Annotated in this window: 21 protein-coding genes and 2 tRNA genes; 5 read left to right on the forward strand and 18 right to left on the reverse strand. The window is 59.1% G+C overall.

The window, feature by feature from the left end:
• Positions 1-118: 118 nt before the first annotated feature.
• Positions 119-1,456, reverse strand: a complete 1,338-nt coding sequence (gene rimO, locus AD669_RS05870; RefSeq protein WP_008088939.1) for a 30S ribosomal protein S12 methylthiotransferase RimO — start codon at positions 1,454-1,456, stop codon at positions 119-121.
• A gap of 355 nt (positions 1,457-1,811) precedes the next feature.
• On the opposite strand from rimO, the gene AD669_RS05875 reads away from it, so the two are divergent.
• Positions 1,812-3,653 carry a potassium transporter Kup gene (locus tag AD669_RS05875; protein WP_371262362.1) on the forward strand — a complete coding sequence of 614 codons (1,842 nt, stop codon included), beginning with the start codon at positions 1,812-1,814 and terminating at the stop codon, positions 3,651-3,653.
• Positions 3,654-3,814: 161 nt separating this feature from the next.
• On the opposite strand, the gene AD669_RS05880 is transcribed toward AD669_RS05875, so the two are convergent.
• From AD669_RS05880 to AD669_RS05900, 5 genes are all read right to left on the reverse strand, one after another.
• On the reverse strand, positions 3,815-4,126 hold the full coding sequence (locus tag AD669_RS05880; protein WP_053117752.1) for a DUF3077 domain-containing protein: 312 nt from the start codon (positions 4,124-4,126) through the stop codon (positions 3,815-3,817).
• A gap of 718 nt (positions 4,127-4,844) precedes the next feature.
• A complete protein-coding gene (locus AD669_RS05885; RefSeq protein WP_053117754.1) occupies positions 4,845-6,140 on the reverse strand; it encodes a virulence factor family protein in 1,296 nt (431 codons plus the stop codon).
• Complete coding sequence (gene mprF, locus AD669_RS05890) at positions 6,140-8,779, reverse strand: bifunctional lysylphosphatidylglycerol flippase/synthetase MprF (RefSeq protein WP_053117756.1); 2,640 nt, start codon at positions 8,777-8,779, stop codon at positions 6,140-6,142. Before mprF ends, AD669_RS05885 begins: the two co-directional genes overlap by 1 nt.
• 278 nt (positions 8,780-9,057) lie before the next feature.
• Positions 9,058-9,134, reverse strand: a tRNA-Met gene (locus AD669_RS05895).
• Positions 9,135-9,355: 221 nt separating this feature from the next.
• Positions 9,356-9,432, reverse strand: a tRNA-Met gene (locus AD669_RS05900).
• Positions 9,433-9,712: 280 nt separating this feature from the next.
• Here AD669_RS05900 and dinB point away from each other — a divergent pair.
• Entirely contained in the window at positions 9,713-10,774 is a 1,062-nt protein-coding gene (dinB, locus tag AD669_RS05905) for a DNA polymerase IV (RefSeq protein WP_053117758.1), read from the forward strand.
• 89 nt (positions 10,775-10,863) lie between these two features.
• Here dinB and AD669_RS05910 read toward each other — a convergent pair whose 3' ends face one another.
• The 4 genes from AD669_RS05910 to AD669_RS05925 all read right to left on the reverse strand — a co-directional run bounded on the left by AD669_RS05910 (position 10,864) and on the right by AD669_RS05925 (position 15,636).
• The gene (locus AD669_RS05910) at positions 10,864-11,817 is read right to left on the reverse strand and encodes a hypothetical protein (protein WP_008083883.1); all 954 of its coding nucleotides are present in this window, start codon (positions 11,815-11,817) and stop codon (positions 10,864-10,866) included.
• A 17-nt stretch (positions 11,818-11,834) separates the two neighbouring features.
• The gene (locus AD669_RS05915) at positions 11,835-13,550 is read right to left on the reverse strand and encodes a proline--tRNA ligase (RefSeq protein WP_053117760.1); all 1,716 of its coding nucleotides are present in this window, start codon (positions 13,548-13,550) and stop codon (positions 11,835-11,837) included.
• Between the two features lie 129 nt (positions 13,551-13,679).
• Positions 13,680-15,239, reverse strand: a complete 1,560-nt coding sequence (locus AD669_RS05920; protein ID WP_053117762.1) for an AmpG family muropeptide MFS transporter — start codon at positions 15,237-15,239, stop codon at positions 13,680-13,682.
• A 43-nt stretch (positions 15,240-15,282) separates the two neighbouring features.
• A complete protein-coding gene (locus AD669_RS05925; protein WP_053117764.1) occupies positions 15,283-15,636 on the reverse strand; it encodes an MGMT family protein in 354 nt (117 codons plus the stop codon).
• A gap of 164 nt (positions 15,637-15,800) precedes the next feature.
• Between AD669_RS05925 and AD669_RS05930 the strand changes: the two genes are divergently transcribed.
• Entirely contained in the window at positions 15,801-16,808 is a 1,008-nt protein-coding gene (locus tag AD669_RS05930; protein WP_053117766.1) for a DUF481 domain-containing protein, read from the forward strand.
• 152 nt (positions 16,809-16,960) lie between these two features.
• Here AD669_RS05930 and AD669_RS05935 read toward each other — a convergent pair whose 3' ends face one another.
• Complete coding sequence (locus AD669_RS05935; protein ID WP_002554837.1) at positions 16,961-17,170, reverse strand: cold-shock protein; 210 nt, start codon at positions 17,168-17,170, stop codon at positions 16,961-16,963.
• A 354-nt stretch (positions 17,171-17,524) separates the two neighbouring features.
• Between AD669_RS05935 and dcd the strand changes: the two genes are divergently transcribed.
• Both dcd and AD669_RS05945 read left to right on the forward strand, forming a co-directional pair.
• Complete coding sequence (gene dcd, locus AD669_RS05940) at positions 17,525-18,091, forward strand: dCTP deaminase (RefSeq protein WP_053117768.1); 567 nt, start codon at positions 17,525-17,527, stop codon at positions 18,089-18,091.
• Positions 18,092-18,198: 107 nt separating this feature from the next.
• Positions 18,199-18,408, forward strand: coding sequence for a hypothetical protein (locus AD669_RS05945; protein WP_053117770.1), 210 nt, complete (start codon positions 18,199-18,201; stop codon positions 18,406-18,408).
• 119 nt (positions 18,409-18,527) lie between these two features.
• Here AD669_RS05945 and pdeM read toward each other — a convergent pair whose 3' ends face one another.
• The 7 genes from pdeM to AD669_RS05980 all read right to left on the reverse strand — a co-directional run bounded on the left by pdeM (position 18,528) and on the right by AD669_RS05980 (position 26,063).
• Positions 18,528-19,184 carry a ligase-associated DNA damage response endonuclease PdeM gene (gene pdeM, locus AD669_RS05950; protein WP_053117772.1) on the reverse strand — a complete coding sequence of 219 codons (657 nt, stop codon included), beginning with the start codon at positions 19,182-19,184 and terminating at the stop codon, positions 18,528-18,530.
• Positions 19,181-21,670 carry a ligase-associated DNA damage response DEXH box helicase gene (locus AD669_RS05955; protein ID WP_053117774.1) on the reverse strand — a complete coding sequence of 830 codons (2,490 nt, stop codon included), beginning with the start codon at positions 21,668-21,670 and terminating at the stop codon, positions 19,181-19,183. Before AD669_RS05955 ends, pdeM begins: the two co-directional genes overlap by 4 nt.
• A 193-nt stretch (positions 21,671-21,863) precedes the next feature.
• Entirely contained in the window at positions 21,864-22,628 is a 765-nt protein-coding gene (locus AD669_RS05960) for an ABC transporter ATP-binding protein (RefSeq protein WP_008083895.1), read from the reverse strand.
• Positions 22,629-22,641: 13 nt separating this feature from the next.
• Positions 22,642-23,760 (reverse strand): succinylglutamate desuccinylase/aspartoacylase family protein, encoded by a 1,119-nt coding sequence (locus tag AD669_RS05965; protein WP_053117776.1) that lies wholly within the window; start codon positions 23,758-23,760, stop codon positions 22,642-22,644.
• Between the two features lie 28 nt (positions 23,761-23,788).
• Positions 23,789-24,499: an ABC transporter permease gene (locus AD669_RS05970; RefSeq protein ID WP_008083897.1), complete on the reverse strand. Its 711-nt coding sequence runs from the start codon at positions 24,497-24,499 to the stop codon at positions 23,789-23,791.
• Positions 24,496-25,224, reverse strand: coding sequence for an ABC transporter permease (locus AD669_RS05975; RefSeq protein WP_008083898.1), 729 nt, complete (start codon positions 25,222-25,224; stop codon positions 24,496-24,498). The genes AD669_RS05970 and AD669_RS05975 overlap by 4 nt, the downstream gene beginning before the upstream one ends.
• 56 nt (positions 25,225-25,280) lie before the next feature.
• Positions 25,281-26,063, reverse strand: coding sequence for a transporter substrate-binding domain-containing protein (locus tag AD669_RS05980; protein ID WP_008083900.1), 783 nt, complete (start codon positions 26,061-26,063; stop codon positions 25,281-25,283).
• Positions 26,064-26,118: the final 55 nt, after the last annotated feature.

The following is a 26,118-nucleotide window of genomic DNA, read 5'->3' on the forward strand; positions in this document are numbered from 1 at the left end:
TATCCCGAATCCCTGTAGGAGCTGACGAGTGAAACGAGGCTGCGATCTTTTGATCTTGTTTATCGAGATCAAGATCAAAAGATCGCAGCCTTCGGCAGCTCCTACAGGGTATGCGGTGTTAGATCTGTTCGGCCCACAGATCGTATTCGTCAGCGTCGGTGACTTTGCACCAGACCTTGTCGCCCGGCTTCAGGTTGCTGCCGTTGTCGATAAACACGTTGCCGTCGATTTCCGGGGCATCGAAGAAGCAGCGGCCAACTGCGCCTTGCTCGTCGACTTCGTCCACCAGCACTTCGATTTCACGGCCGATGCGCATTTGCAGACGTGCCGAGCTGATCGCTTGCTGGTGCGCCATGAAGCGATCCCAACGATCCTGTTTGACCTCGTCCGGAACGATCTCCAGATCGAGATCGTTGGCCGGAGCGCCTTCCACCGGCGAGTACTGGAAGCAGCCGACGCGGTCGAGCTGGGCTTCGGTCAGCCAGTTGAGCAGGTACTGGAAGTCTTCTTCGGTTTCGCCCGGGAAGCCGACGATGAAGGTCGAACGGATGATCAGATCCGGGCAGATTTCGCGCCAGTTCTTGATCCGCGCCAGGGTCTTGTCTTCGAACGCCGGGCGTTTCATCGACTTCAACACTTTCGGGCTGGCGTGCTGGAACGGGATGTCCAGGTACGGCAGGATCTTGCCGGCCGCCATCAGCGGGATCAGCTCGTCAACGTGCGGGTACGGGTAAACGTAGTGCAGACGTACCCAGACGCCCAAAGTGCTCAGTGCTTCACAGAGTTCGGTCATTCGGGTTTTCACCGGCGCGCCGTTCCAGAAACCGGTGCGGTATTTCACGTCAACGCCGTAAGCGCTGGTGTCTTGCGAAATAACCAGCAACTCTTTAACGCCGGATTTGACCAGACGTTGAGCTTCGTCGAGCACATCGCCGACCGGACGGCTGACCAGTTTGCCGCGCATCGACGGGATGATGCAGAACGAGCAGCTGTGGTTGCAGCCTTCGGAAATCTTCAGGTAAGCGTAGTGACGCGGGGTCAGCTTGATGCCTTGCGGCGGCACCAGGTCGATCAGCGGGTTGTGGTCTTTACGCGGCGGCACGACTTCGTGCACGGCGTTGACCACTTGCTCGTACTGCTGCGGGCCGGTCACGGCCAGCACGCTCGGGTGCACGTTGCGGATGTTGCCTTCTTCCACGCCCATGCAGCCGGTGACGATCACCTTGCCGTTTTCCTTGATCGCTTCGCCGATCACTTCCAGCGACTCAGCCTTGGCCGAATCGATGAAACCGCAGGTGTTGACGACTACAACGTCGGCGTCCTGATAGGTGGACACCACGTCATAACCTTCCATGCGCAGCTGGGTCAGGATGCGCTCGGAGTCGACCAGTGCTTTCGGGCAACCCAGAGATACAAAGCCAACCTTTGGATTGGCCGGCGCAGGAGTGGTGGACATGTCTAACCTCGGTATTTTGTGACGTCGCTTGCGCAGTGCGGAAGCCGACGGATGGGCGCTTAGGGTGCGCCTCTGATCAAAAAGTGCGCAATTCTAGCGGCGAGAAGCGCACTTGACCAGCTTTATGCCGGGAAATACGACGAGTGCTGCGCTATGCTTCGCGCCGTTGGGCTTTACCAATTTTTTACAGTCAACAAATCGTCTGTAACAACAGGTAAATCAGCGCATCATGCTGCACGACAAAGCATAGTGCTTCATTGAAAAGAAGCCGGTTCCGGTAAGTCAGGAGTGTTGGATGGGTCAGGCAAGTAGTCATGCGGCAGGCGCCGAGGGTTCGGCAACCAAGCCGCTGAGTATGCTGGTCGCGGCGGTCGGGGTGGTTTACGGCGACATCGGCACGAGCCCGTTGTACACCCTTAAAGAAGTGTTTTCCGGCGGCTACGGTGTGCCCGTCAATCACGACGGCGTGCTGGGCATTCTGTCGTTGATCTTCTGGTCGCTGATCTGGGTGGTTTCGATCAAATACATGATGTTCGTGCTGCGCGCCGACAACCAGGGCGAGGGCGGCATCATGGCGCTCACCGCACTGGCTCGGCGAGCGGCAGGGCATCGCAAAAAGCTGCGTTCATTATTGGTGGTTTGCGGACTGATCGGCGCTGCGCTGTTTTATGGCGACAGCATGATCACCCCGGCGATTTCCGTACTCTCGGCGATTGAAGGTCTGGGGCTGGCATTCGATGGCATTGATCATTGGGTGGTGCCGCTGTCGCTGGTGGTTCTGGTCGGGTTGTTCCTGATCCAGCGCCACGGTACCGCGCGGATCGGCATTTTGTTCGGGCCGATCATGGTCACCTGGTTCCTCGTCCTCGGTGCGCTTGGTGTGTATGGCATCAGCCACACCCCAGAAGTGCTGCATGCGATGAACCCGATGTGGGCGGTGAATTTCTTCGTCGTTCATCCGGGCATGGGCGTGGCGATCCTCGGCGCTGTGGTGCTGGCGCTGACCGGTGCCGAAGCGCTGTACGCCGACATGGGTCACTTCGGTCGCAAACCGATTGCCCGCGCGTGGTTCATTCTGGTGTTGCCGGCGCTGGTGCTCAACTACTTCGGTCAGGGCGCTTTGCTGCTGGACAACCCGGAAGCGGCGCGTAACCCGTTCTACTTGCTGGCGCCGAGCTGGGCGTTGATTCCACTGGTCGGCCTGTCGACGCTGGCCACGGTGATCGCCTCGCAAGCGGTGATTTCCGGCGCGTTCTCCCTGACCCGTCAGGCGATTCAGCTCGGCTACATTCCGCGCATGTACATCCAGCACACCTCCAGCGCCGAGCAGGGCCAGATCTACATCGGCGCGGTGAACTGGGCGCTGATGGTTGGCGTGGTGTTGTTGGTACTCGGCTTCGAATCGTCTGGCGCACTGGCCTCGGCCTACGGCGTGGCGGTGACCGGCACGATGCTGATGACCACCATTCTGGTGTCGGCAGTGATGCTGCTGCTGTGGAAATGGCCACCAATCCTTGCCGTGCCGGTGTTGATCGGTTTCCTGCTGGTGGACGGTCTGTACTTCGCCGCCAACGTGCCGAAGATCGTGCAGGGTGGTGCATTCCCGGTGATCGCCGGTATCGCGCTATTCGTGCTGATGACCACCTGGAAACGCGGCAAGCAGCTGCTGGTCGATCGCCTCGACGAAGGCGCGCTGCCGCTGCCGATCTTCATCAGCAGCATCCGCGTACAACCACCGCATCGCGTGCAGGGCACCGCGGTGTTCCTCACCGCGCGCTCCGACGCCGTGCCGCATGCGTTGTTGCACAACCTGCTGCACAACCAGGTGCTGCATGAGCAGGTGGTGTTGCTGACGGTGGTCTACGAAGACATTCCGCGCGTACCGCCATCGCGACGTTTCGAGGTTGAAGCGCACGGGGAGGGCTTCTTCCGGGTGATCCTGCACTTCGGCTTCACCGATGAGCCAGACGTGCCGCAGGCGCTGAAGCTGTGTCATCTGGATGATCTGGACTTCAGCCCGATGCGCACCACCTACTTCCTCAGCCGCGAAACGGTGATTGCTTCGAAACTTGAGGGCATGGCGCGTTGGCGTGAGGCGCTGTTTGCGTTCATGTTGAAGAATGCCAATGGGAACTTGAGGTTCTTCAATCTTCCGTTGAACCGGGTGATTGAGTTGGGGACGCAGGTGGAGATGTAAGCCTGACCTCAAATGAAAGCCCCCGTCAGCCTTGTGGCTGGCGGGGGCTTTTTTGTGGGCGGCAACTTCAGATCAAAAGATCGCAGCCTTCGGCAGCTCCTACAGGTTTCGCATTCCATGTAGGAGCTGCCGAAGGCTGCGATCTTTTGATCTTCAAACCTTTACAAGCCTTCAGGTATCTCTGCTTCAGACTCGGTCTTCGTACGCGCAGGTCGCGGGATCAGCGCTTGGATCACGTCATCAATCAAGGCTTTGCCCATCACCGTCAGGTAATGCGCAGCCCAAGCGTGGCGATCGGTGTCTCTGATAAAGGCAGCATCCTCGGCGAAGGATTTGGCGAGGGACAGCAGGTCTGAGGATTGAGACAAGGCATCGATGATCGGGATGCCGGCGCGGACATTGAAGAACGCTTGATCCGAGTTGTAGAGGAAAGGGGTGAAGCCGATGGTTTTAAGATCAGATGGATTGTTCATGTTCAGTTCCCTTGATTTCGAGAGCTGCCGCATCCGATACCAAGCGAATGGGTGGCAGCTGTGCGCAGGTTGGTAAACCGGGGAATCAAGGAAACCGGCACGCCCGAAAGCGTCCCACGCACAGCTGCCATAACACAGGGGCTCGGGCGGGATAACGCCTGAGTCGTGTCGGGTGCGCTGTTGCGCCTTATTCCACCGGGTTACCAAGCCCGATCACTGAATGGGTCAGCGACGTTCGGAGAGTATCCCTTCGAAAAACAGCGCAATAGAGCGGTACAGCGCCCCAACAAGAGTTTCGGAGTTTGCCTACAAGGTCTGTGGGCGTCATCTGATATTGCGAGACCAGAAGTAAACGAAACTAAACGTTGCTGGCGGTTTTGCGGGTATTGGTTCGGCGGAAGATTTGAGTGTGGAGTTGACGATTCGATAATGCCAATCAAGCAGGTGTCCACGTTTTATGGAATGTGGACGCTTGGCGTTTTTGGCTTCCTGAAGCGTCAAGAAATTTACGGTCACTGCACAAAATCTCGAATCCAGCGCCATCCCTTGTAGGAGTGAGCCTGCTCGCGATAGCGGTGTATCAGTTGGCAAATAGGTGGCTGACACTCCGCTATCGCGAGCAGGCTCACTCCTACAGGGGAACGGGTTAATCGTCCGAGATGTAAAAAAGCCCCCGTAACTGCGAAGTTGCGGGGGCTTTTTGTGGGCGTGGCTCAGATCACTCTTCGGCGACCGAGTCCTTGCTCTGACGCTTCTCGATCAAGTCCACCAAGCGCTTGGCCAGCGCCGGGTAGTTCTCGTCGAAGTGGTGGCCGCCGGGCAGTTTCACTGCTTCACCGACTGCAGTCTTGTCGGTGCAACCACTTTCATCCGCCTCTTCTTCGCCATAGATGCAGATCACCTTGGCCGGTGGCAGTTTGGCCATTTCCGGGCCGGTGGCGGCTTCTTTGCCGGCGTTGCCCAGCCAGCCTTCGACTTCGATTTCGAAGCTGCCGGTGCGGGCGAAGGCGAGCAGGATGATGGCGTCTACGCGTTGCTGCTCGGTGTCCGGCAGGCGGTTGTAGATCGCCGGCAGAACGTCGGCGCCGAACGAGTAACCGGTGAGGATGAAGCGCTTGGTGCCCCATTTTTGCCGGTAGTGCTGCATCAGTTCGCTCAGATCCAGTGCGCTTTGCTCCGGGCTCTTGTGCTGCCAGTAGTAGCGCAGGGTGTCGATGCCGACCACCGGGTAGCCGATCTTGGCCATTTCACCGGCCACATCGCGGTCGAGGTCGCGCCAGCCACCGTCACCGGAGAGGAACAGGGTGACAGTGTCTTTGGCCTGACCGGCCGGCACTTCAACCACCGGAATCGCCAGGCCACCGTTAGCCTTGTCGCCGCCGACGAGAATCTTGCGCAGTTCGTTGTTCAGCACTTGCGGCAGGTTGATGTCGTAGTCGCTGATGCTGGTTTCGGCGTTCGGTTGATCGCGCACGAAACCTGCGCTGGCGTCGTCCGGGTTGTCGTTCCACGCTGCCAGCCAGTGGCCGTGGGCAGCGGATTTCGGCAGCAGGTGCGTGCAGCCACCTTTTTCCAGTGCCAGGTCGACGGAAATGGCCTGGGCCTTGTCGTCTTTCTGTTCCGCCAGCCAGCGCCAGGCCAGCACCGCGCCAGGGCCGATGCCGCTGACCAGAGTGGCCGGGCCGTTCAGCTCGCGCAGACCGGTTTGCAGGGCGCGGCTTTGTTGCAGGCAGTCCTTGGGCAGAATCACCTGAACGATCTGCGCCGAGGCACTGCGGCTCAGGGTGGTCAGTTGATTGTCGGTCAGCTTCTGGTCGCTATTGACCGCCACCAGCACCTGCGCCTTGGGCTTGGTACCAGGGATGATGCGGGTCAACACGGTGCCGTCGGCTGCCGTAATGGGTTCGAGCGTCGGTTCCGGTGCCGGGCGTTTGAGGTACCAGTAACCGCCGCCGGCAATCACGGCCAGCACAATCAGTGCGGCCAGGATGTACTTCAGGGAGCGTTGAATCATCAGCGTTTCACCAATCCAGTCAAGCCGCCCGCGATCAGGGCAGCAGTGTCGGCCAGCGCCACCAACGGATCGAGTCCGGCGGGCACGGCCATATAACGGGGTTCCCAGTCAGGCTGGAACTTGTCTTTGAAGCGGCGCAAGCCTTGGAAGTTGTACAGCTGCTCACCACGGCGGAAAACCATCGAGCCCAGACGCTGGGTCAGCGGTGCACCACGGCGGGGTTGCAACCCCGACAACGGCACCATGCCCAGGCTGAAACGCGCGTATCCGTGACTCTTATAATGTTGAATCAGGCCGACCATCATGAATTCCATGGTCAGCTTCGGCGCATCCGGGTGCGCGCGCATCAGGTCGAGACTGGCCAGATCATGGCTGAACGTCTCAAGCAGGTTGGCGAACGCCACCGGGCGGCCTTCGAAGCGAATCACCGCGATGCGGAAATGCTTCAGGTATTCGTCGCTGAAACGGCCGAGGGAGAAGCCTTTCTCGCGCACGTTCTTGCCGGTCAGCCAGGCATCGGAAATCACTTTCAGCTCATCCATCGGCGCCTGGCCCGGCTCGTGGATCTCCAGCGACAGACCGTCGCGGGTGCCTCGGTTCCAGGTGTAACGCAGATCCTTCATCTCTTTGCCCTTGGCTTCCAGGTCAAAGCGATGCAGATCGACGCGGGCTTCTTCGCCGAGCTTGATCGCGGTCAGGCCGATGTCCATGTAGTACGGCAGGTTTTCCGCGCGCACCTGATAGAACACCGGGCGCGCATGGTAGATGTCGCAGAGGTCGCGGAACTGCCAAATCATTTCTGCGCGTTGCTGGCCGGGGCCGATCGGGTCGTACAGCGCCACCAGGCTGCGGCCACGACGGGCGTACATCAGAAACGCCTCGTCGTTGGGGTGGAACAACAACGCCTTGTCACCGGTCAGCGCGAGGCCGCCGTCGGGTTGCGAAGAGGCCATCAAAATCTTCGAGGCGCGCTCCAGCTCATCCGGCGTCGGCAAGTGAATCACCGGGCGCGCAGTGCGCAGCAGCCAGGTCAGAGCGATCACCAGCAACAACACCGCAGCGCCAAGCAGCGAACGCAGACCGCGTGGGGCATCAGCGTCGAGGGTGAACTGCCACCACAACTGATGGCTGTAAGGAACGTCCTGATAGGCGAACAGCAGCAGCCAGGTCGATGCACCGAGAACGCACAGGCTGGCGACCAGATACAGCGGCGAAAACGGCAATTCGGTCAGGCGGCTCGGGCGGTAGAACGAGCGACGGAAAACCCCCAGCAACGCGGCGGTGAGGGTCATCAGTGTGGCTTCTTCCCAGTCGAAGCCTTTAAGCAGCGAGAGCAGGGCGCCGACCAGCAACAGAATGGTGGTCAGCATCCATGCTGCCGACAGGCGACGGCGCAGACCTTGGGCGAGCATCAGACACAACACGCCAATCAGGCTGGCGCCGAAGTGCGAAGCGTCGACCAGACGATGTGGAATCAGAAAACCAATGTGCTCAAGACGCGTGTCGATTTCAGGAGTGGCGCCAGAAAACAGCAGCACCACACCCGATAAGAACACCAGCACCGCAAGGATCGGCGCGGCCAAACCTGAGGCTGCGCGCATTGTTTGCGATTGAAACAGGCGCTGACCTTCGTTGATCAGCAGCACTACGCAGGCCACCAGCAATGGCAGCACCACGTAGATCAGGCGATACAGCAGCAGGGCTGCGGCCAGTGGTGCGGCGCCAAGCTTGTCGGCAAACGCTGCCAGCAGAATCGCTTCGAACACGCCAACGCCGCCCGGCACATGGCTGAGCACGCCAGCGGCAAGGGCGAGCAGATACACCAGCAGGAACGCGCCAAACGGTGGCGCTTCGGGCAGCAGCAGATACAGCACGGTCGCGGCGGCGGCGACGTCGAGTGCGGTGATGATCAGTTGCAGAAAGGTCAGACGGCGACCCGGCAGGCGCAAGGTGCGGCGACCGACCCGAACCAGCAGGTTGTCACGCAGTGGTTGTTCCGGCAGACGCCGACGATAGATGCCGATAGCCAATACCGCGCCAAGCAACAGGACGACAGCGGCAACTGTGCCGAGCAGACCTTCTGACAGACCGAGTGCCGCAGAGGCAGCGGGCAGGTCACTCAGCGTCGCCAGCGCAGCCAGTGGCGGCAGCGCGCAACCCAGCGACAGGCTGGCGAACAGGGTCATGTGCGCGACTTCCGCCGCCCCCAGACCATGCCGTGCATATAAACGATAGCGAACCGAGCCGCCGGACAGCAGCGACAGGCCAATGGCGTTGCCAATCGCAAACGCGGTGAACCCGCCCATCGCCAGAGTACGCGGCGGCAAGGTCACGCCGGCATAGCGGCTGGCCGACCATTCATAGCCCAGCAGAATAATGAAGCCGACCACCGTCGCACCGAAAGCGCCGAGCAGGGCGGGTTTCGGTACCTCGAGAATCGAGTCGTGCAGAGCGTCGAGATCAAGCTCGGCCAATAGATGGCGACAGGCAATCAGCGCAATGGCGAACAGCAGCAACGTAACGGCCAGACCAATTGGCTGACGGTATTTGCTCAAACGATCCAGCAAGCGCAAACGCTCGGGCTTGATCGGATGTTCCGCTGTGACGGTGTCTTGTGGATCAGACGAGTTGGCGCGCATCAATCACCTCTTGGATTGTGCGCGACAGGATGGAGGTATCCAGCCAAGTTACCAATCCCTGTAGAAAAAAATAATCACAAAATACTACGCCTCTCACCGGGTATCGGCGAGGGCAGTTCCTGGATTGCAGACGTCGTGCCTGCGACACAAGCATAGTCGCAAGTTGGCGAGTCTGAAGATCCCAAGCGTTCACTGCACAGTGACAGATCATTGTTGCGAAAGGACTTTTTCAACAGATACAAAAAAGGCCACTCTTTCGAGTAGCCTTTTTTGATGTTTGGTTGCGGGAGCCGGATTTGAACCGACGACCTTCGGGTTATGAGCCCGACGAGCTACCAGACTGCTCCATCCCGCGTCTGTGTGGCGGCATTCTACAGAGGAACGACGGGGTGTCAACCGCTAATCCCGTAAAGGGTCAAATAAGTGTGAGATCGCGTCAAACGGTCGCAGGTCGCGCCTAAGTTTCGGAAATGCAACGAATTCCTGTTTGGCGATCGCTTCCTTATAAGTAGAAGAAATCTGCAAAACAGACGCGCACAAAAAAGGCCACTCTTTCGAGTAGCCTTTTTTGATGTTTGGTTGCGGGAGCCGGATTTGAACCGACGACCTTCGGGTTATGAGCCCGACGAGCTACCAGACTGCTCCATCCCGCGTCTGTGTGTCGGCATTCTACAGAGGATCGCCGGGGTGTCAACCCGCAATCTCGATAAAATCTGTTGAGGTTCAATCGGTTAGCGCTTTTTGCAGTGCCTGAAAAGGCGTGCAGGGCAGGTGGCACAAGGGTTTCAGCTCTATCGAATGGCTTCTTTCGATTGAGAAAATAAATTCATCGGACTTTTCCTACGCGTGGAAAAGAACATTCTTACCACTGGTGCTATATACAGGTGTCAGTGAGATACTGCCGATCCGGCTCGCCATGTTTCCTTTTCTGTCATGACTCAGCGAAAAATCATCCACGTCGACTGTGACTGTTTCTACGCCGCCATCGAGATGCGTGATGACCCAAACCTTGCCGGCAAGCCTTTGGCAGTAGGCGGTTCGGCGGATCGACGCGGGGTCATCGCCACCTGCAACTACGAGGCGCGGGCCTATGGCGTGCGCTCGGCGATGTCCTCGGGGCATGCCTTGAAGCTGTGCCCGGATCTGACCATCGTCAAACCGCGCATGGACGCCTATCGCGAAGCCTCGAAAGAAATCCATGTGATTTTCAGCGATTACACCGACCTGATCGAACCGCTGTCGCTGGATGAGGCATATCTGGATGTCTCGGACAGTGCGCATTTCGGCGGCAGCGCCACGCGTATTGCTCAAGACATTCGTCGACGCGTCTCCAATCAACTGCATATCACCGTGTCTGCCGGTGTGGCGCCGAACAAGTTTCTGGCGAAGATCGCCAGCGACTGGAAAAAACCCAATGGTTTGTTCGTGATCACCCCGGATCAGGTCGAGGACTTCGTCAGCGGTTTGCCGGTGAGCAAGCTGCACGGGGTCGGCAAGGTCACCGCCGACAAACTGGGCAGGCTCGGCATCGTCGACTGCTCGCAATTGCGCGAGTGGGACAAGTTGGCGCTGGTGCGCGAATTCGGCAGTTTCGGCGAGCGAATGTGGAGCCTGGCGCGTGGGATTGATGATCGACTGGTGCACAACGACAGTCGGCGTCAGTCAATCAGCGTGGAAAATACCTACGACGTTGATCTGCCGGATCTGCGCAGTTGCCTGGATAAATTGCCGGAGCTGCTGGAAACCCTGAAAACCCGCATGGCACGGATCGACAGCAGTTATCGACCGGGCAAACCGTTCGTCAAAGTGAAGTTTCATGACTTTACCCAGACCACGCTGGAACAGGCCGGGGCAGGGCGGGACTTGGGCAGTTATCAGCTGATGCTGACGCAGGCGTTCAATCGCGGCGGGAAACCGGTGCGGTTGTTGGGGGTTGGGGTGAGGCTGGAGGATTTGCGCGGTGGGTTTGAGCAGATGGAGTTGTTTGAGCGGTAAAAGTCAAAAGATCGCAGCCTTCGGCAGCTCCTACAGGAGAACGCGTTCCAATGTAGGAGCTGCCGAAGGCTGCGATCTTTTATGAGGCCTTAATTCGGCCCCGGATCCGCCACCAGACGCCCCGCATCCTTGGTCAGCGACTTGAGAAACTCAGTCTGTAACTCAGGATCGTTGCGCGTCAGTTCGATCAGGCTTTGTTCCAGTTCGCTGGCTTCTTCTTCCAGACCCAGTTCCGACAGGCGTTTGACCCGGTGTACCCACTGGCTCACTTCGTCGTCTTCCAGATCGTCGTAAATCAAGCCGTGCGCTTCGAGCAACTTGCCACGCAGGTGGCTGCTGATCGCCAGGGACGAGTCGGAATGCACGTCATCCTTAGCGTCCTCGACACTGATCTGCAGTTTGCCGACGTAATTGAGGTCATGCTCAGCGAATGGACTGTCGAGCAGGTTCACACGCAGCACGCCGTTGCGGTCGGTGGTCATGTCGAAGGTCTGTTTGCCAGCCTTGACCTGCACCGGTCGCTCGCTCCACGGCAGGCTCGAATACTCCGTGCGCTTGTCGCGCTGGACTTCATCGATACCGGCCAGGTTCTGCTGCGCACGGCCGTTGGACTGCACGTTCATGAACGGGTTGAGCCCGGCAAAACCGTAACTCAGCCAATCCTTGGTGACGCTGTCCGGCAGATTGCCGAGGGCAAACACGTTGACCACGTTGGCGCCGACACCACCGACCACCGCCACCACGCCCAGCGGAATCTCGTAGACCTCGCGCCAAGGCTGGTAAGGCGTGTAGCGATCGTAACGACGTGTCACTTCGAACTCGGTGACTTCAAAAGTCTTCTGTTCGTTGATCTTCACGCGTCGCTGCGGCAGCTCAAGCTCCTTAGGCTCACCGACATCAATCTGCAGGCTGTGGTCGAGCAACTTACGCTCGACCCGCTCTTCGTGCTCGCTGCGCTGTGACATGTGATTGGCACAGCCGCTGACCAGCAGGGCACCGCACAGGGCGGTGCCACCGAGGCCTAAGGTGTTTCGCTTGAACATGACGTCTCTATCTGGTTTCAGCGGCGGATACGGGCCTGAAGGAAGGACAGTACGTCGGCGACCGGCAGTGCTTGCGCTTCGCCTTCGGTACGACTCTTGTATTCCAGGTTACCTTCGGCGAGGCCGCGGTCGCTGACCACGATCCGGTGAGGAATGCCGATCAGCTCCATGTCCGCGAACTTGATGCCCGGGCTGGTTTTCTTGTCGCGATCATCCAGCAGCACTTCGAAGCCGGCCGCCGTCAGTTCGGCGTACAGCTTGTCGGTGGCTTCGCGCACCTGCTCGGTTTCATAACGCAGCGGTACCAGTGCGATCTGGAACGGCGCCAAAGTGTCGCTCCAGATGATGCCGTTGGCGTCGTTGTTCTGCTCGATGGCCGCCGCCACCACGCGGGAAACGCCGATGCCGTAGCAACCCATTTCCAGCGTGACTGGCTTGCCGTTTTCGCCCAGCACTTCGCACTTCATCGCTTTGCTGTACTTGTTGCCCAGCTGGAAGATGTGCCCGACTTCGATGCCGCGTTTGATTTCCAGCGTGCCTTTGCCGTCCGGGCTTGGGTCGCCGGCGACCACGTTACGCAGGTCAGCCACGGTCGGAACCGGCAGATCACGCTCCCAGTTCACGCCGAAGTAGTGCTTGTCGTCGATGTTCGCGCCGATGCCGAAGTCGCTCATCAGTTCGACCGAACGGTCGATGATGATTGGCAGCGGCAGGTTCAGCGGGCCGAGCGAACCGGCGCCGGCGCCAATGGCGTCACGCAGTTCGGCATCGGTGGCCATGACCAGCGGGTTGGCCACGCCAGCTTGCTGGGCAGCCTTGATTTCGTTGAGTTCGTGGTCGCCACGGATCACCAGCGCGATCAGCTTGCCTTCTTCTTCGGCGCGCACGATCAGGGTCTTGATGGTCTTTTCAATCGGCAGATTGAATTTTTCCACCAGCGCCGCGATGGTTTTGGTGTCTGGCGTATCGACCAGACGCAACTCTTCGGTCGCAGCAGCGCGCGAGGTTTCGCGTGGCACGGCTTCGGCTTTTTCGATGTTCGCTGCGTAGTCGGAACCGTTGCTGAAAACGATGTCGTCTTCGCCGGATTCAGCCAGTACGTGGAATTCGTGCGAACCAGCGCCACCGATCGAACCGTTGTCGGCTTCCACCGGACGGAATTTCAGACCCAGACGCGTGAAGATGTTGCAGTAGGCTTCATGCATGCGGTCATAGGTGATCTGCAGCGACGCCTGATCCGCGTGGAAGGAGTAGGAGTCCTTCATGATGAATTCGCGGCCACGCATCAAACCGAAGCGTGGACGGATCTCGTCACGGAATTTGGTCTGGATCTGGTACAGGTTGATTGGCAGCTGTTTGTAGCTGCTCAACTCGTTGCGCATCAGATCGGTGATCACTTCTTCGTGGGTCGGGCCCGCGCAGAAATCACGACCGTGGCGGTCTTTGATGCGCAGCAGCTCAGGGCCGTATTCTTCCCAGCGCCCCGATTCCTGCCACAGCTCGGCCGGTTGGGTGCTCGGCATCAACACTTCCAGAGAGCCGGCAGCGTTCATTTCTTCACGAACGATGGCTTCAACCTTGCGCATTACTCGCAAGCCCATCGGCAGCCAGGTGTACAGGCCCGAGGCGAGTTTGCGGATCATGCCGGCGCGCAGCATCAGCTGGTGGCTGATCACGACCGCATCGGAAGGCGTTTCTTTCTGTGTGGCGAGCAAAAATTGACTGGTGCGCATGGTTGGCCGTTGTCGGTTGCTATGACTGGAAATGACGGAGCAGTGTACCGGCGACTTTTGCTGACGTACAGGCGTGTGGCCGGTGGAGGAGTTCAACGGCGGGATTCCTCCCGCCATTGACGAAATGTCTTACGACTCTTCCGCGACGGGCGTCGGGACGGGCTCGGGCGTGGGTGTCGGGCCTTCGCGGCGACTTTCCTGGAACCAGTGCAGGGCGATCAGCACCAGCGTCGGCACACCGAGCAACGCGGTGATCAGGAAGAAGTTGTGGTAACCGAACTTCTCCACCATCACCCCGGAATAGCCGCCGATCAGGCGCGGCAGCAGGAGCATGATCGAGCTGAGCAGGGCGTATTGCGTCGCGGAGAACTTCAGGTTGGTCAGGCTCGACAGGTAGGCGACAAACGCCGATGTCGCCAGCCCCGAACTGAAGTTGTCGAGGGAAATGGTCACCACCAGCATCTTCAGGTTCGGGCCCATGTCGGCGAGCATCAGGAACAGCAGGTTGGTGCCTGCCGAGGCGGCGCCGCCGATCAGCAGAATCGGCAGAATGCCGAAACGCACGATCAACAGGCCGCCCATGCCGGCGCCGACGAGGGTCATGATCAGGCCGAAAATCTTGCTGACGCTGGCGATCTGATCCTTGGTGAAGCCCTGATCGATGTAGAACACGTTGGCCATTACGCCCATCACCGTGTCCGACATCCGGTAGGTCGCGATCAAACCGAGCAACAGCAGTGCCTGCCAGCGATAACGCAGGATGAAGTCGTTGACCGGCGTCAGCACCGGCGCCAGGCCACGGCGACCCATGGTCGACAGGCACAGACCGGTCAGCAGCGTATAGAGGATGGCGCGCAGGAAGGCGCGGTCTTCGAGCAGCAGATCGAGCGGGCTCATGCTGCCGAACAGCACGCTGGCGAAATCGGTGTTGTACAGCTGGGTGAACATCGCCGGCACGGACACGAGCAAGACGATCAGCACGAACACCGACATCAATTGATGCATGAACGTATAGCGCCCGGCCTGCAATTGCGTACGCAGCGGCACCGGCGGTTCGCGCATGAACAGCGTAGTGAGCAGGGCAGGGATCATCAACGCGCCGAACAACACATAAGTGCCGGTCCACGCCGAGTGCTTGTAGTTGAAACCGGTAGAGCCGAAGCCTTCGGCGAAAAACAATGCGCCGGCGGTGGCGAGCAGGGCGGCGACGCGGTAGCCGGACATGTAGCTGGCGGCGAGTGCAGCCTGACGATTGTCGTCGGCGATTTCCAGTCGATAGGCGTCGACCGCAATGTCTTGGGTAGCGGAAGCGAAAGCGACGACCACGGCAATCGCGATCAACCAGGACAGGTGCTTCTGCGGATCACAGAAACCCATGCCGATCAGGCCAAGGATCACCAGAACTTGTGATAGCACCAGCCAGGAGCGGCGTCGGCCAAGCTTGCCGAGCAACGGCAGGCGCCATTGGTCGAGCAGCGGTGACCAGACCCATTTGAACGCATAGGCCAGGCCGATGAGGCTTGCGTAGCCAATCGTTTCACGGGCTACGCCCGCTTCGCGTAGCCAGACGGAAAGCGTTGAAAACACCAGCATGTACGGCAGGCCGGCGGCGAAACCGAGCAACAACAGCACGAGCGTCGAAGGACTGGCATAAGCAGCTAGCGCGGCGCGCCAGGTTTTACGGGGCATGGGCTGAAGTCTGCCTCAAGATTGCGAAAACAAAGCGCGCACTCTAACCGCTGTGCTCTACCGGACGCCAGCCATGGCGCTGAATATCCACACGATTATTCTGGACGGTGATGCCTTCCACGCGCAAACGCGCCCGTTGTTCATCGCCCGACGGGCTGCCCACCGGCAAACTGATACGACCGCCGGCGCCCAAGACACGGTGCCAGGGCAGTTTGGTATCACCAGGCAACTGACTCAATACGCGGCCGACCCAGCGGGCGGCGCGCCCCAACCCGGCCAGTTCGGCTAACTGACCATAGCTGACGACTTTGCCTTCGGGCACTTGGGCGAGTGTCGAGTAGAGCGCCGTGCGTCGGATTTGCGCTTCGCTGTCCCCTTCGGGGTTCGGGTCTGTCACGTACGGAGTTCCTGAACTTGATCGTATCGAGGCCCTAAGCGTAATCCCTCGTCGTGCAGTTGAGGAATGAACTCAATAGAAATAGTCCGGTCAGTCCTTGTCAGGGTCTTATTCCTACGGATAATGCCCACCTTTTTTCGCAAACTTGAGCCCTCGATTCGCTTATGTTGTCCAGAACCTTGCTGTGCCTTGCTGTTTTCAGTGCGTCCACGCCCCTGCTTGCCGACACCGTCTGGTTGAAGAACGGTGACAAGTTGAGCGGCACCATTTCCCTGTTCGACGGCGGCAAACTGTTGATTCAGACCAAGTACGCCGGAGCAGTCACGATCGATTGGAAAGAGGTCAAGACCCTTGAGAGCAATCAGCACCTGTTGGTCAAACAGGATGCCTACACCGGCGAGGTCTCCAAGTCGCTGACCGCAGCGGAAGACGGCAAGGTCACCCTGGCCAACGGCGAGGCGCCAAAAACTGTCGAACTGGCGAGCATTCAGCAGATTCTCAAGCCGAAACCGGTGGTCGAGGATCTGGTGTGGAAGGGCAATGTCGACCTGGCAATGGATTATCAGCGCGCGGAAAAAGACACCGACGATTACGACATCGATTTCAAAACCACCGCGCGTCACGGTCGCTGGCGTCACACCGCCGAGGGCGAGTACAACCGCGAAGTGCAGGACGACGAAGTCACCACCAACAACTGGCGCGCCGAATACTCCCTCGACCGCTTCCTGACCGATAAGTGGTTTTGGCAGGGGCGCCTGAATTACAAGCGCGACCATGTTGAAGACCTTTCGCGCCAGCGCGTGGTCGGTACCGGTCCGGGTTACCAGTTCTGGGATGACGAGTTGGGCGCGTTCTCGCTCGGTTCGCTGCTCAACCGTACCGATTACGAATACAGCGATGGCGGCAAGGACAACTTCTATTCGGTCGCGATGAAGTGGGATTACAACCGTTACCTGATCGGCAAGAAGGTCGAGTTCTTCACCAACGGCGAGTTTGGCAAGCCGTTGTCGGGTGTCGCGGATTACGCGCTGGATGCCGAGATGGGCCTGCGCTACAAGGTTACTGAATGGGCGTCTCTGAATTTGAAAGCTGAGCGCGACATTATCAGTGGTACAGATGATGCGGATTTGAGCAAGACCCGTTATACCGCTGGGTTTGGCGTGGCCTGGTAACGTTTAAAGCAAAAGATCGCAGCCTTCGGCAGCTCCTGCACGGATTGTGTGGGGCTGCTGAAGGCTGCGATCTTTTTTTGCGCCTGAAAAACAGGCGCCCACAAAAAAGCCCCGCTTTTAAGGGCGGGGCTCTTTTCTAAAGAAGCTACAAGTTAGATAACTTGTACTTCCTCAGCTTGCATGCCTTTCTGACCGCGGGTAGCGATGAAAGAAACCTGTTGGCCTTCTTTCAGGCTTTTGAAGCCGTCGGATTGGATAGCTTTGAAGTGAACGAACAGGTCGTCACCGGATTGTGGAGTGATGAAGCCGAAGCCTTTTTCATCGTTGAACCACTTAACGGTACCGGTTTGGCGATTAGACATGGTGTAACTCCTTGAACAAAGATAACTGCGACACAGGAAGAACCCTGGCCGAGACTGAGTGCAAAGAGCAGGAAAAATTCTTGTAGATGGTTGGATCGAAATTCAACATATCGTGTAGAGATTCTCAGTGACACAAGCAGCACAGTGGCGCCACCTTAACCCTTTTTCCGGAACGTGCCAATGCTTCTTGCGAAGGTTTCTAAGATTTAGGGACCAGCGGTGTGACAGTTCGTCGCCAGCGCGCGTAAATACGGGGTGTTCGGCGAGAATTGCAGCGCGCACTTTGAAGAGGGCGGCGCGCCCGGTAAGATGCCGGACAGAATTTTTCCACCTCGCTATTCAGGACACCCCGCCATGAGCATCAAATCGGACAAGTGGATTCGCCGCATGGCGCAGGAACACGGCATGATCGAACCTTTCGTCGAGCGCCAGGTACGCGGCAGCGACGAGAGCCGGGTCATCTCCTACGGTGTCTCGAGCTACGGCTACGATGTGCGCTGCACCAATCATTTCAAGGTGTTCACCAACATCAACTCGTCGATCGTCGACCCAAAAAACTTCGATCCGGGCAGCTTCGTCGACGTCCACAGTGATGTCTGCATTATTCCGCCGAACTCCTTCGCCCTGGCCAGCACCGTTGAATACTTCCGCATTCCGCGCAACGTATTGACCATCTGCCTGGGTAAAAGCACTTACGCACGCTGCGGCATCATCGTGAACGTGACGCCGCTCGAGCCTGAGTGGGAAGGTCACGTGACGCTGGAGTTTTCCAACACCACCAACCTGCCGGCGAAAATCTACGCCAACGAAGGCGTGGCACAGATGCTCTTCCTCGAATCCGATGAAGAATGTGAAGTTTCCTACAAGGATCGCGGCGGCAAGTATCAGGGCCAACGTGGCGTAACGCTGCCACGTACCTGAGTCGTCCATCCGGCGGATGCCGGGAATTCTTTGGCGGGCAGACACTCTATGGGGTGTACTGCCCGTTTTTGTTTCAGCAAATGCGGGCCTTCGCCGAGGAGTGCTTTATGAAGATCGATCCGCATATCACTGCCGAACTGGCAAGGCTTGAGCCCAATCAGATTGGCGTATTGGCCTGGTCCTTGTTGGCACACCCGCCTATCAACATGGCCGGCGGAATTCCTGGTCAGCCTGATCCAGATACCCCCAATGAGCAACCGACCGAGCCGGGCGAGCCAACGCTTCCGGACGAGCCACCACCGGCGCCAGTTGCCTGATTAATTACCTGCTTTTGTAGGAGCAGAGCTTGCTCGCGAAGAGATCTGTCTGATTTTTTTGTGTGAAATGGACGAACGCTTTCGCGAGCAAGCTTTGCTCCTACAAGGGCAGGGTGTGATCAGTTGATGGGCCAGATTTCGTTGTCGCCGGTGACGAAAATTCGGCATTGGTCATCTTTTTCGACCGGATAGCCGCCGGTAAACGCTCCGAATGCCGGTAGCAGGCTGATTCGCTCGCCCAGTCTGAAACAGGCTAATCGTAAACTTTGCCGCCCTTTGCCAAACAACCGATAAACCGGGTGGACGTGGCCGGCTAATACATGCCGTTCCGGGTGCGGATCAGGCTCGTGTTGAAGCGCAAACGGCCCTAAGAGCAGCGGCTCCGGCACCACGCGAATGTTCAGCGACGCCGGCGGATCCCCTGCGCGTTTGTCGTGATTGCCGCGAATCAACGTCATCGGCAGATCCGCATGACGCTCACGCCATTGCGCCAGCGCATTCAGCGTACCGACCGCATGCGAGCCCGGCCCGTGCAGGAAATCCCCCAGAAAGATCAGTTGCCGACACGGCAGCACGCCCAACAACTGGTCAATCACCGCAATGTTGCTCGCCGTCGTACCCTGCGGCACTGGTTGTCCGAGGCTGCGATAGGCCGCTGCCTTGCCAAAATGCACATCGGCGATCAACAACGCTTCTTGTGCTGGCCAGTAGAGCGCCTTTTCCGGGAGCAACCACAACTCCTCGCCGGCCAAACGCACGGGATACGCCGCGTTCATGACGATTTACCGTTGTCGGCAGACTTCTCCAGATCACCGACCATGCGCCTGATCCGGTCGGCGAGTTTTTCCGAACTCATGCTTTCGCGCATGCGTTCCACCAGCAGCGGGAACCCTAGCGGCGTAGGACGTTTGATCTGATGCACATCGAGTTTCATCCCGTTGATCCGCTCCAGTGTCTGTTCCAACCGACGAATATCCAGTTCTTCGCGTAGGACTTCTTCCCCGGCCTGGGCCAGCAACAGGTTGTCGGCGTCATATTGTTTGAACACTTGAAAAAACAATCCGCTCGAAGCCTGCACCTGCCGGGTACTTTTCGGCGCGCCGGGATAGCCGGCGAATACCAGCCCGGCGATTCGGGCGATTTCCCGGAAACGGCGCAAGGCCAATTCGCCGGCATTGAGGCTGGCGAGCACATCAGCCAAAAGATCCGCAGGGTCGAGCAGCTCGGCATTGAGGTGCTGCGACCAATCCACCGGCGTGGCACTGAGCAGCTCCAGCCCGTAATCATTCACCGCGATGGAAAAGGTCACCGGTTGGCGCTGGCTGACGCGCCACGCCAACAGGCTCGCCAGCCCCAGATGCACCTGGCGACCGGCGAACGGGTAGAGGAAAAGGTGCCAGCCTTCGCGGGATTTCAGTACCTCCGCCAGCAGATTATTAACCGTCGGCAAGCCTGACCAACGTGCCTGAGTCTCAAGCAGCGGGCGCAGCGCCTGCATTTCCGGGCCGACGAACTCACCTTCGGCGGCCGCACTAAACCGTGCAACCACCGCTTGCGCAAGTTCATTGGAGAGCGGCATCCGCCCGCCATTCCAGCGTGGCACCGCCGCTTTTTTCACGGTGCTGCGTTTGACGTACGCCGTCATGTTTTCCACCCGCACCAATTCCAGCAAACGCCCCGCAAACAGAAACCCATCACCGGGTTTCAGTCGGGCGATAAAGCCTTCTTCGACGCTGCCGAGCTGCTTGCCACCGCCGCCCTTGCTCCAGAATTTCAGGTTGATGCTCGCATCGCTGACAATGGTGCCGACGCTCATGCGATGCCGCCGCGCCAATCGCGCATCGGGCACACGCCACACGCCGTGCTCATCCGGTTCGACCCGGCGATAATCCGGATAGGCTGTCAGAGACATCCCGCCATGGCGTACGAAAGCCAGCGCCCACGCCCAATCCGCAGGCGTCAGATCACGATAGGCCCACGCCGTGCGGACTTCTTCGTACAGCTCATCCGGTAAAAATCCGCCACCGAGCGCCATGCTGACCAGGTGCTGTACCAGCACGTCCAGCGATTGATGCGGCGACAGGCGCGGTTCGATGCGCCGTTGTTCGACGGCGTCGCGCGCGGCAGCGGCTTCGATCAGTTCAAGACTGTGGGTCGGCACCAGCGTCACCCGCGAGGTGCGTCCCGGTGCGTGACCGGAGCGTCCGGCACGCTGCATCAAACGCGCAACGCCTTTGGCCGAGCCGATTTGCAGCACGCGTTCGACCGGTAAAAAATCCACACCGAGATCCAGACTCGACGTGCAGACCACCGCTTTCAACAAACCATCCTTCAAGGCTTTTTCGACCCAGTCACGGGTGTCGCGAGACAGTGAACTGTGGTGCAACGCAATCAACCCGGCCCAGTCCGGCCGCGCTTCCAGTAATGCCTGATACCAGATTTCCGATTGCGCCCGGGTGTTGGTGAACACCAGCGTACTGGCGCAGGCATCGAGCTCGGCGACGACTTGCGGGAGCATCTTCAGACCAATGTGCCCGGCCCACGGAAAACGCTCAATGGACGGTGGGATCAGGGTGTCGACCTTCAGCGTTTTTTCGCTTTGTCCTTGAATACTCACGCCGCCGCCCTGTGGGATCAGCACGTATTCTGCGTGGGATTGATTACCGAGCGTGGCGGACACCCCCCAGACGATCAGATCAGGCTGCCAGCGGCGCAAACGAGCGAGCGCCAGTTGCAGCTGCACGCCGCGTTTGTTGCCGAGCAATTCGTGCCATTCATCGACGACGATCATCTTTAGCGAAGCGAGCGCAGTCTGTGCGTCGGCACGGGCCAGTAGCAGCGTGAGGCTTTCCGGCGTGGTGATCAGCGTGGTTGGCAAACGTCGACCCTGCCGCGCACGCTCGCTGCTGCTGGTGTCACCGGTGCGCAGGCCGATGCTCCACGGGATTTGCAGGTCATCGACGGGTGTTTGCAGGGCGCGCGCGGTGTCGGCGGCAAGTGCCCGCATCGGGGTGATCCACAACACGGTCAGTGGTTCGGCAGGTTGTTTGCGTTTGCGTGGCGGCGCATCGACGGGAAGGGTTTTGGCGAATCGATTGAGGGCGGCGAACCACACGGCATAGGTTTTACCGGCGCCGGTGCTGGCGTGAAGCAGACCGGATTCGCCGTTTTTGACGGCCGCCCACACTTGTTTCTGAAAGGCGAAGGGCTTCCAGTCGCGGGCGCTGAACCAGATTTTTGCGAGGTCGAGAGATTTCGCCATGCCGGCTGCGCGCGCTCTGGAGGGGTTCTTTCAGAGACCACGGCGCGGGCGGACAAGTTTGATTTTTGTAGACGATGAAAAACGAATGTGGGAGCGAGCCTGCTCGCGAATACGGTGTGTCAGCCAACAATTTCTTAACTGACACACCGCTTTCGCGAGCAGGCTCGCTCCCACAGGGGGACGGCGTACGGGGTTACTTGAGGTTGCCGCTTAGGAATTGTTTCAGGCGTTCGCTTTTCGGGTTGCCGAGCACGTCTTCGGGGGCACCTTCTTCTTCGACCAGGCCTTGGTGCAGAAACAATACCTGGCTGGAGACTTTGCGGGCGAAGCTCATCTCGTGCGTGACCATGATCATGGTGCGGCCTTCTTCGGCCAGACCTTGAATCACCTTCAATACTTCGCCCACCAACTCGGGGTCAAGCGCCGACGTCGGTTCATCAAACAGCATCACCTCAGGCTCCATCGCCAGTGCCCGGGCAATCGCCACGCGTTGTTGCTGACCACCCGATAAAAACGCCGGGTACTGATCCGCCACCCGCGCCGGCAAGCCAACCTTGTCCAGATAACGCCGCGCGCGATCATCGGCTTCCTGCTTGCTGCAACCCAACACCCGGCGCGGGGCCATGGTGATGTTTTCCAGCACGGTCATGTGGCTCCACAGGTTGAAATGCTGGAACACCATCGCCAGTCGCGTGCGCAAACGTTGCAGTTCATCGGCGTCGGCGACGTGCATGCCGTGGCGGTCGGTGACCATGCGGATGGTCTGGCCATCGAGGCTCATGGCGCCGTCGTTGGGTTGTTCGAGAAAGTTGATGCAGCGCAAAAAGGTGCTTTTGCCCGAGCCGCTGGCGCCGATCAGGCTGATCACGTCGCCGGTCTTGGCCTTGAGCGAAACGCCTTTGAGCACCTGATGGTCGCCATAGCTTTTGTGCAGGCCTTCAACGGTCAGTTTGTACATGGGACAGACATCCTCAAGGCGAAAGTAGGTAGCCGCTGCGATAGGCTTCGGCGCCCGCCACGTGGGCGATGACCATGCCCGCGGTGGCCATGCGGCGCAGCGAGCGGGCGTACATCAGCCCGGCAGTCGAGCTATGAATTGGAGTGATGCGGTCGTGGATCGGGTCGATGATTTCGGCGATCTGCTGCCCGGCCTCCAGGTATTGGCCGGCCACCGCCGTGTACACCAGCAAGCCGCCGACCGGCGTGGTAACCGGTTCCACGCCCGCCAGTGGCGTAGCGGGATACGGCAGCGGCGGTTGCGGTTTGGTTTCACCAACGATCGCATCGGACTGAATCAAATAGTCGATCAACGCCTGGCAGTCGCGGCTGGCCATCGGGTGATTGACGTCACCCTGACCGCGCAACTCGACGGTCACCGAAAAACTGCCGAGTGGAATCTCGAAGTGTTCGCCGAAGCGTTCCTTCAATTGCCACCACAGCAGGGTGAAGCATTCGTCGAACGACTGGCCGCCGGAATCGGTGGCCAACAGGCTCGCCTGGGATTCGATGTAGCGCGCCAGCGGTTCGACCTGCGGCCACGCTTCGGGCGTGGTGTAGAGGTGCACCACCGATTCGAAATCGCAGTGCAAGTCCAGCACCATGTCAGCGTCGCAGGCCAGCCGTTGCAGGGTCAGGCGCTGCGATTGCAGTTGCGTGGTGGCGGTCTGGCGGGCGAGGGCGTCGCGCAGATGGCTGCGGATCAGTTCGAGGTTGTGCTGCGCATCGTCGCTGAGCTTGCCCTCGATGGCGTTGCCGATCTCTTCACTGAGGTCGACGAACCAGCGGTTGAAATTCTGCCCGCTCTCCAGTTCATAACGGCCCAGCGGCACGTCCATCAGCACTTGTTCGAGGCCGACCGGGTTGGCCACGGGCACCAGCACGATCTGGCTGCGCAGGCGGCCGGCGGCTTCCAGCTCCGCCAGTCGCTGCTTGAGGTGCCAGGCGACGAGCATGCCCGGCAGTTCGTCGGCGTGCAGCGAAGACTGAATGTAAACCTTGCCCTTGGCCTGCTCCGGGCCGAAGTGGAAGCTGTGAATCTGTCGCGCAGTCCCCGGCAGCGGGGCCAGCAAGTCATGGATCAGGTGGCGCATTGGCATCTCTTTTTTTCTGGGGCCGGTCCTAGTGAGTCGGGCCGAGGAAGGCCAGCCATCGGCGTTCGGCAAGGCGGAACAGGCCGACCAGCGCAAAGGTAATGGTCAGGTAGATCAGCGCGGCGATGCCGAACGACTGAAAGGTCAGAAAGGTCGCCGAGTTGGCGTCCCGCGCGACTTTCAGGATGTCGGGGATGGTCGCGGTGAAAGCCACCGTGGTCGAGTGCAGCATAAGGATCACTTCGTTGCTGTAGTAAGGCAACGAACGGCGTAAGGCCGAGGGCATGATCACGTAGGCATACAACTTCCAGCCTGTCAGACCATAGGCCTTGGCCGCTTCGACTTCGCCGTGGTTCATGCTGCGGATCGCCCCGGCGAAAATCTCCGTGGTGTAAGCGCAAGTGTTGAGGGCGAAGGCGAGGATCGTGCAGTTCATCGCATCGCGAAAGAAGCTGTCGAGCAATGGCTGCGCACGCACGGCGGCGAGGCTATAGATCCCGGTGTAGCAAATCAGCAACTGGATATACAGCGGCGTGCCCCGGAACAGGTAGGTGTAGAACTGCACCGGCCAGCGAATGTAGAAGTGCGGCGACACCCGCGCGATCGACAACGGAATCGACACAAGGAAACCGATAACGATTGAGGCCGTGAGCAGCCACATCGTCATCGCCAGCCCGGTGATGTTCTGGCCGTCGGTATAAAGGAAGGCGCGCCAGTATTCCTGCAGAAGTTCGATCATCGTACGGCCTCCCGGGAACCGGCGGCGTAACGGCGTTCGAGCCAGCGCAGGATGAAGTTTGAAGCGCTGGTGATCAGCAGATAAATCAACGCGGCGAGTACCAGAAAGTAGAACAGTTGATAGGTGCTTTTACCGGCGTCCTGCGCGGCTTTGACCAGATCGGCGAGGCCGATGATCGACACCAGCGCCGTGGCCTTGAGCATGACCATCCAGTTGTTGCCGATGCCCGGCAGGGCGAAGCGCATCATTTGCGGAAACACCACGTAGCGAAAGCGCTGACCGCGTTTGAGGCCATAGGCGGTCGCAGCTTCAACCTGACCGCGCGGCACCGCGAGAATCGCGCCTCGGAAAGTCTCGGTGAAATACGCGCCATAAATGAAGCCCAGAGTCAGCACCCCGGCGCTGAACGGGTTGATCTCGATGTATTCCCATTCCATGTAGTCAGTCAGGGACGTCAGCCAGGTTTGCAGGCTGTAGAAAATCAGCAGCATCAGCACCAGGTCTGGCACGCCGCGAATCAGCGTGGTGTAGAGCTGGGCGGGCAGGCGCACCAATTTGATTTTCGACAGTTTGGCACTGGCGCCGAGCAGGCCGAGCAACACGGCCACCAGCAGCGACAACGCCGATAATTTGATGGTCATCCAGGTGCCTTCCAGCAGCAAAGGACCAAAGCCCTTGAGGCTGAAGGCGGAGAGCCCCAGATTTTGCAGGAGGGTTTCGAACATAAATCAGCAACCTGAGCGGATGGAAAAGGCGCCCATCGAAGATGGGCGCCGAGGCATTATTTGCCGCTGTACAGATTCAGATCGCCAAAGTGTTTCTTTTGAATCTCGGCGTATTTGCCGTCATCGTGTAACGCTTTGATACCTTTATCTAAAAGCGCCTTCAGCTCAGTGTTACCTTTCTTAATACCGACAGCGGTTTTGGCTGGCAGCAATTCGTTGTCGACTGGCTTGCTGACGTCATAGTCGGCGCCCTGTGGCGACTTCAGGAAACCCAGTTCGGCTTGCAGCATGTCCTGGATACCGGCGTCGAGACGGCCGGACGTCAGGTCGGAGTACACCTGATCCTGGTTCTGATAGGCCTGGGTTTTCACGCCGGCCTTGTCCAGCACGGCTTTGGCGTAGGCTTCCTGAATGGTGCCTTGCTCGTAGCCAACGGTTTTACCCTTCAGCGATGCAACGTCGGCGGTGATCCCCGAACCTTTTTTCGACACATAAGCCGTCGGGCCGGAGAACAGCTCGCTGGAGAAGTCGATGACTTTCTCGCGGGCCGGGGTCACGGTCATCGACGAGATCACACCGTCGAATTTGTTGGCTTTGAGGCCCGGAATCATGCCGTCGAAGTCACTTTCGACCCACTTGCACTTGACCTTCAGTTCGGCGCAAATCGCGTTGCCCAGGTCGATGTCGAAGCCCACCAGGCTGCCGTCGGCCGCTTTCGACTCAAACGGTGCGTACGAAGGGTCAACGCCAAAGCGCAGCTCTTTGTATTCCTTGGCCAGCGCGGAGCCAGCGGCCATGCACAACGCCAGTGCAGAAAGGGTCAGCAATGCTTTTTTCATTATTCAATCCCTAAGAACCAATATGAGCGCTTGTGGCGCAGAATTATTGTTACTG

Origin of the sequence: Pseudomonas sp. P1.31 (genome assembly GCF_001269815.1) — a bacterium.
Classification (GTDB): Bacteria; Pseudomonadota; Gammaproteobacteria; order Pseudomonadales; family Pseudomonadaceae; genus Aquipseudomonas; species Aquipseudomonas rustica.

What these genes read in the sequence shown, in the direction of transcription:
- rimO (WP_008088939.1), bottom strand. Translation starts at nt 1,456, where the DNA reads ATGTCCACCACTCCTGCGCCGGCCAATCCAAAGGTTGGCTTTGTATCT.
- AD669_RS05875 (WP_371262362.1), top strand. Translation starts at nt 1,812, where the DNA reads ATGCTGGTCGCGGCGGTCGGGGTGGTTTACGGCGACATCGGCACGAGC.
- AD669_RS05880 (WP_053117752.1), bottom strand. Translation starts at nt 4,126, where the DNA reads ATGAACAATCCATCTGATCTTAAAACCATCGGCTTCACCCCTTTCCTC.
- AD669_RS05885 (WP_053117754.1), bottom strand. Translation starts at nt 6,140, where the DNA reads ATGATTCAACGCTCCCTGAAGTACATCCTGGCCGCACTGATTGTGCTG.
- mprF (WP_053117756.1), bottom strand. Translation starts at nt 8,779, where the DNA reads ATGCGCGCCAACTCGTCTGATCCACAAGACACCGTCACAGCGGAACAT.
- dinB (WP_053117758.1), top strand. Translation starts at nt 9,713, where the DNA reads ATGACTCAGCGAAAAATCATCCACGTCGACTGTGACTGTTTCTACGCC.
- AD669_RS05910 (WP_008083883.1), bottom strand. Translation starts at nt 11,817, where the DNA reads ATGTTCAAGCGAAACACCTTAGGCCTCGGTGGCACCGCCCTGTGCGGT.
- AD669_RS05915 (WP_053117760.1), bottom strand. Translation starts at nt 13,550, where the DNA reads ATGCGCACCAGTCAATTTTTGCTCGCCACACAGAAAGAAACGCCTTCC.
- AD669_RS05920 (WP_053117762.1), bottom strand. Translation starts at nt 15,239, where the DNA reads ATGCCCCGTAAAACCTGGCGCGCCGCGCTAGCTGCTTATGCCAGTCCT.
- AD669_RS05930 (WP_053117766.1), top strand. Translation starts at nt 15,801, where the DNA reads ATGTTGTCCAGAACCTTGCTGTGCCTTGCTGTTTTCAGTGCGTCCACG.
- AD669_RS05935 (WP_002554837.1), bottom strand. Translation starts at nt 17,170, where the DNA reads ATGTCTAATCGCCAAACCGGTACCGTTAAGTGGTTCAACGATGAAAAA.
- dcd (WP_053117768.1), top strand. Translation starts at nt 17,525, where the DNA reads ATGAGCATCAAATCGGACAAGTGGATTCGCCGCATGGCGCAGGAACAC.
- AD669_RS05945 (WP_053117770.1), top strand. Translation starts at nt 18,199, where the DNA reads ATGAAGATCGATCCGCATATCACTGCCGAACTGGCAAGGCTTGAGCCC.
- pdeM (WP_053117772.1), bottom strand. Translation starts at nt 19,184, where the DNA reads ATGAACGCGGCGTATCCCGTGCGTTTGGCCGGCGAGGAGTTGTGGTTG.
- AD669_RS05955 (WP_053117774.1), bottom strand. Translation starts at nt 21,670, where the DNA reads ATGGCGAAATCTCTCGACCTCGCAAAAATCTGGTTCAGCGCCCGCGAC.
- AD669_RS05960 (WP_008083895.1), bottom strand. Translation starts at nt 22,628, where the DNA reads ATGTACAAACTGACCGTTGAAGGCCTGCACAAAAGCTATGGCGACCAT.
- AD669_RS05965 (WP_053117776.1), bottom strand. Translation starts at nt 23,760, where the DNA reads ATGCGCCACCTGATCCATGACTTGCTGGCCCCGCTGCCGGGGACTGCG.
- AD669_RS05970 (WP_008083897.1), bottom strand. Translation starts at nt 24,499, where the DNA reads ATGATCGAACTTCTGCAGGAATACTGGCGCGCCTTCCTTTATACCGAC.
- AD669_RS05975 (WP_008083898.1), bottom strand. Translation starts at nt 25,224, where the DNA reads ATGTTCGAAACCCTCCTGCAAAATCTGGGGCTCTCCGCCTTCAGCCTC.
- AD669_RS05980 (WP_008083900.1), bottom strand. Translation starts at nt 26,063, where the DNA reads ATGAAAAAAGCATTGCTGACCCTTTCTGCACTGGCGTTGTGCATGGCC.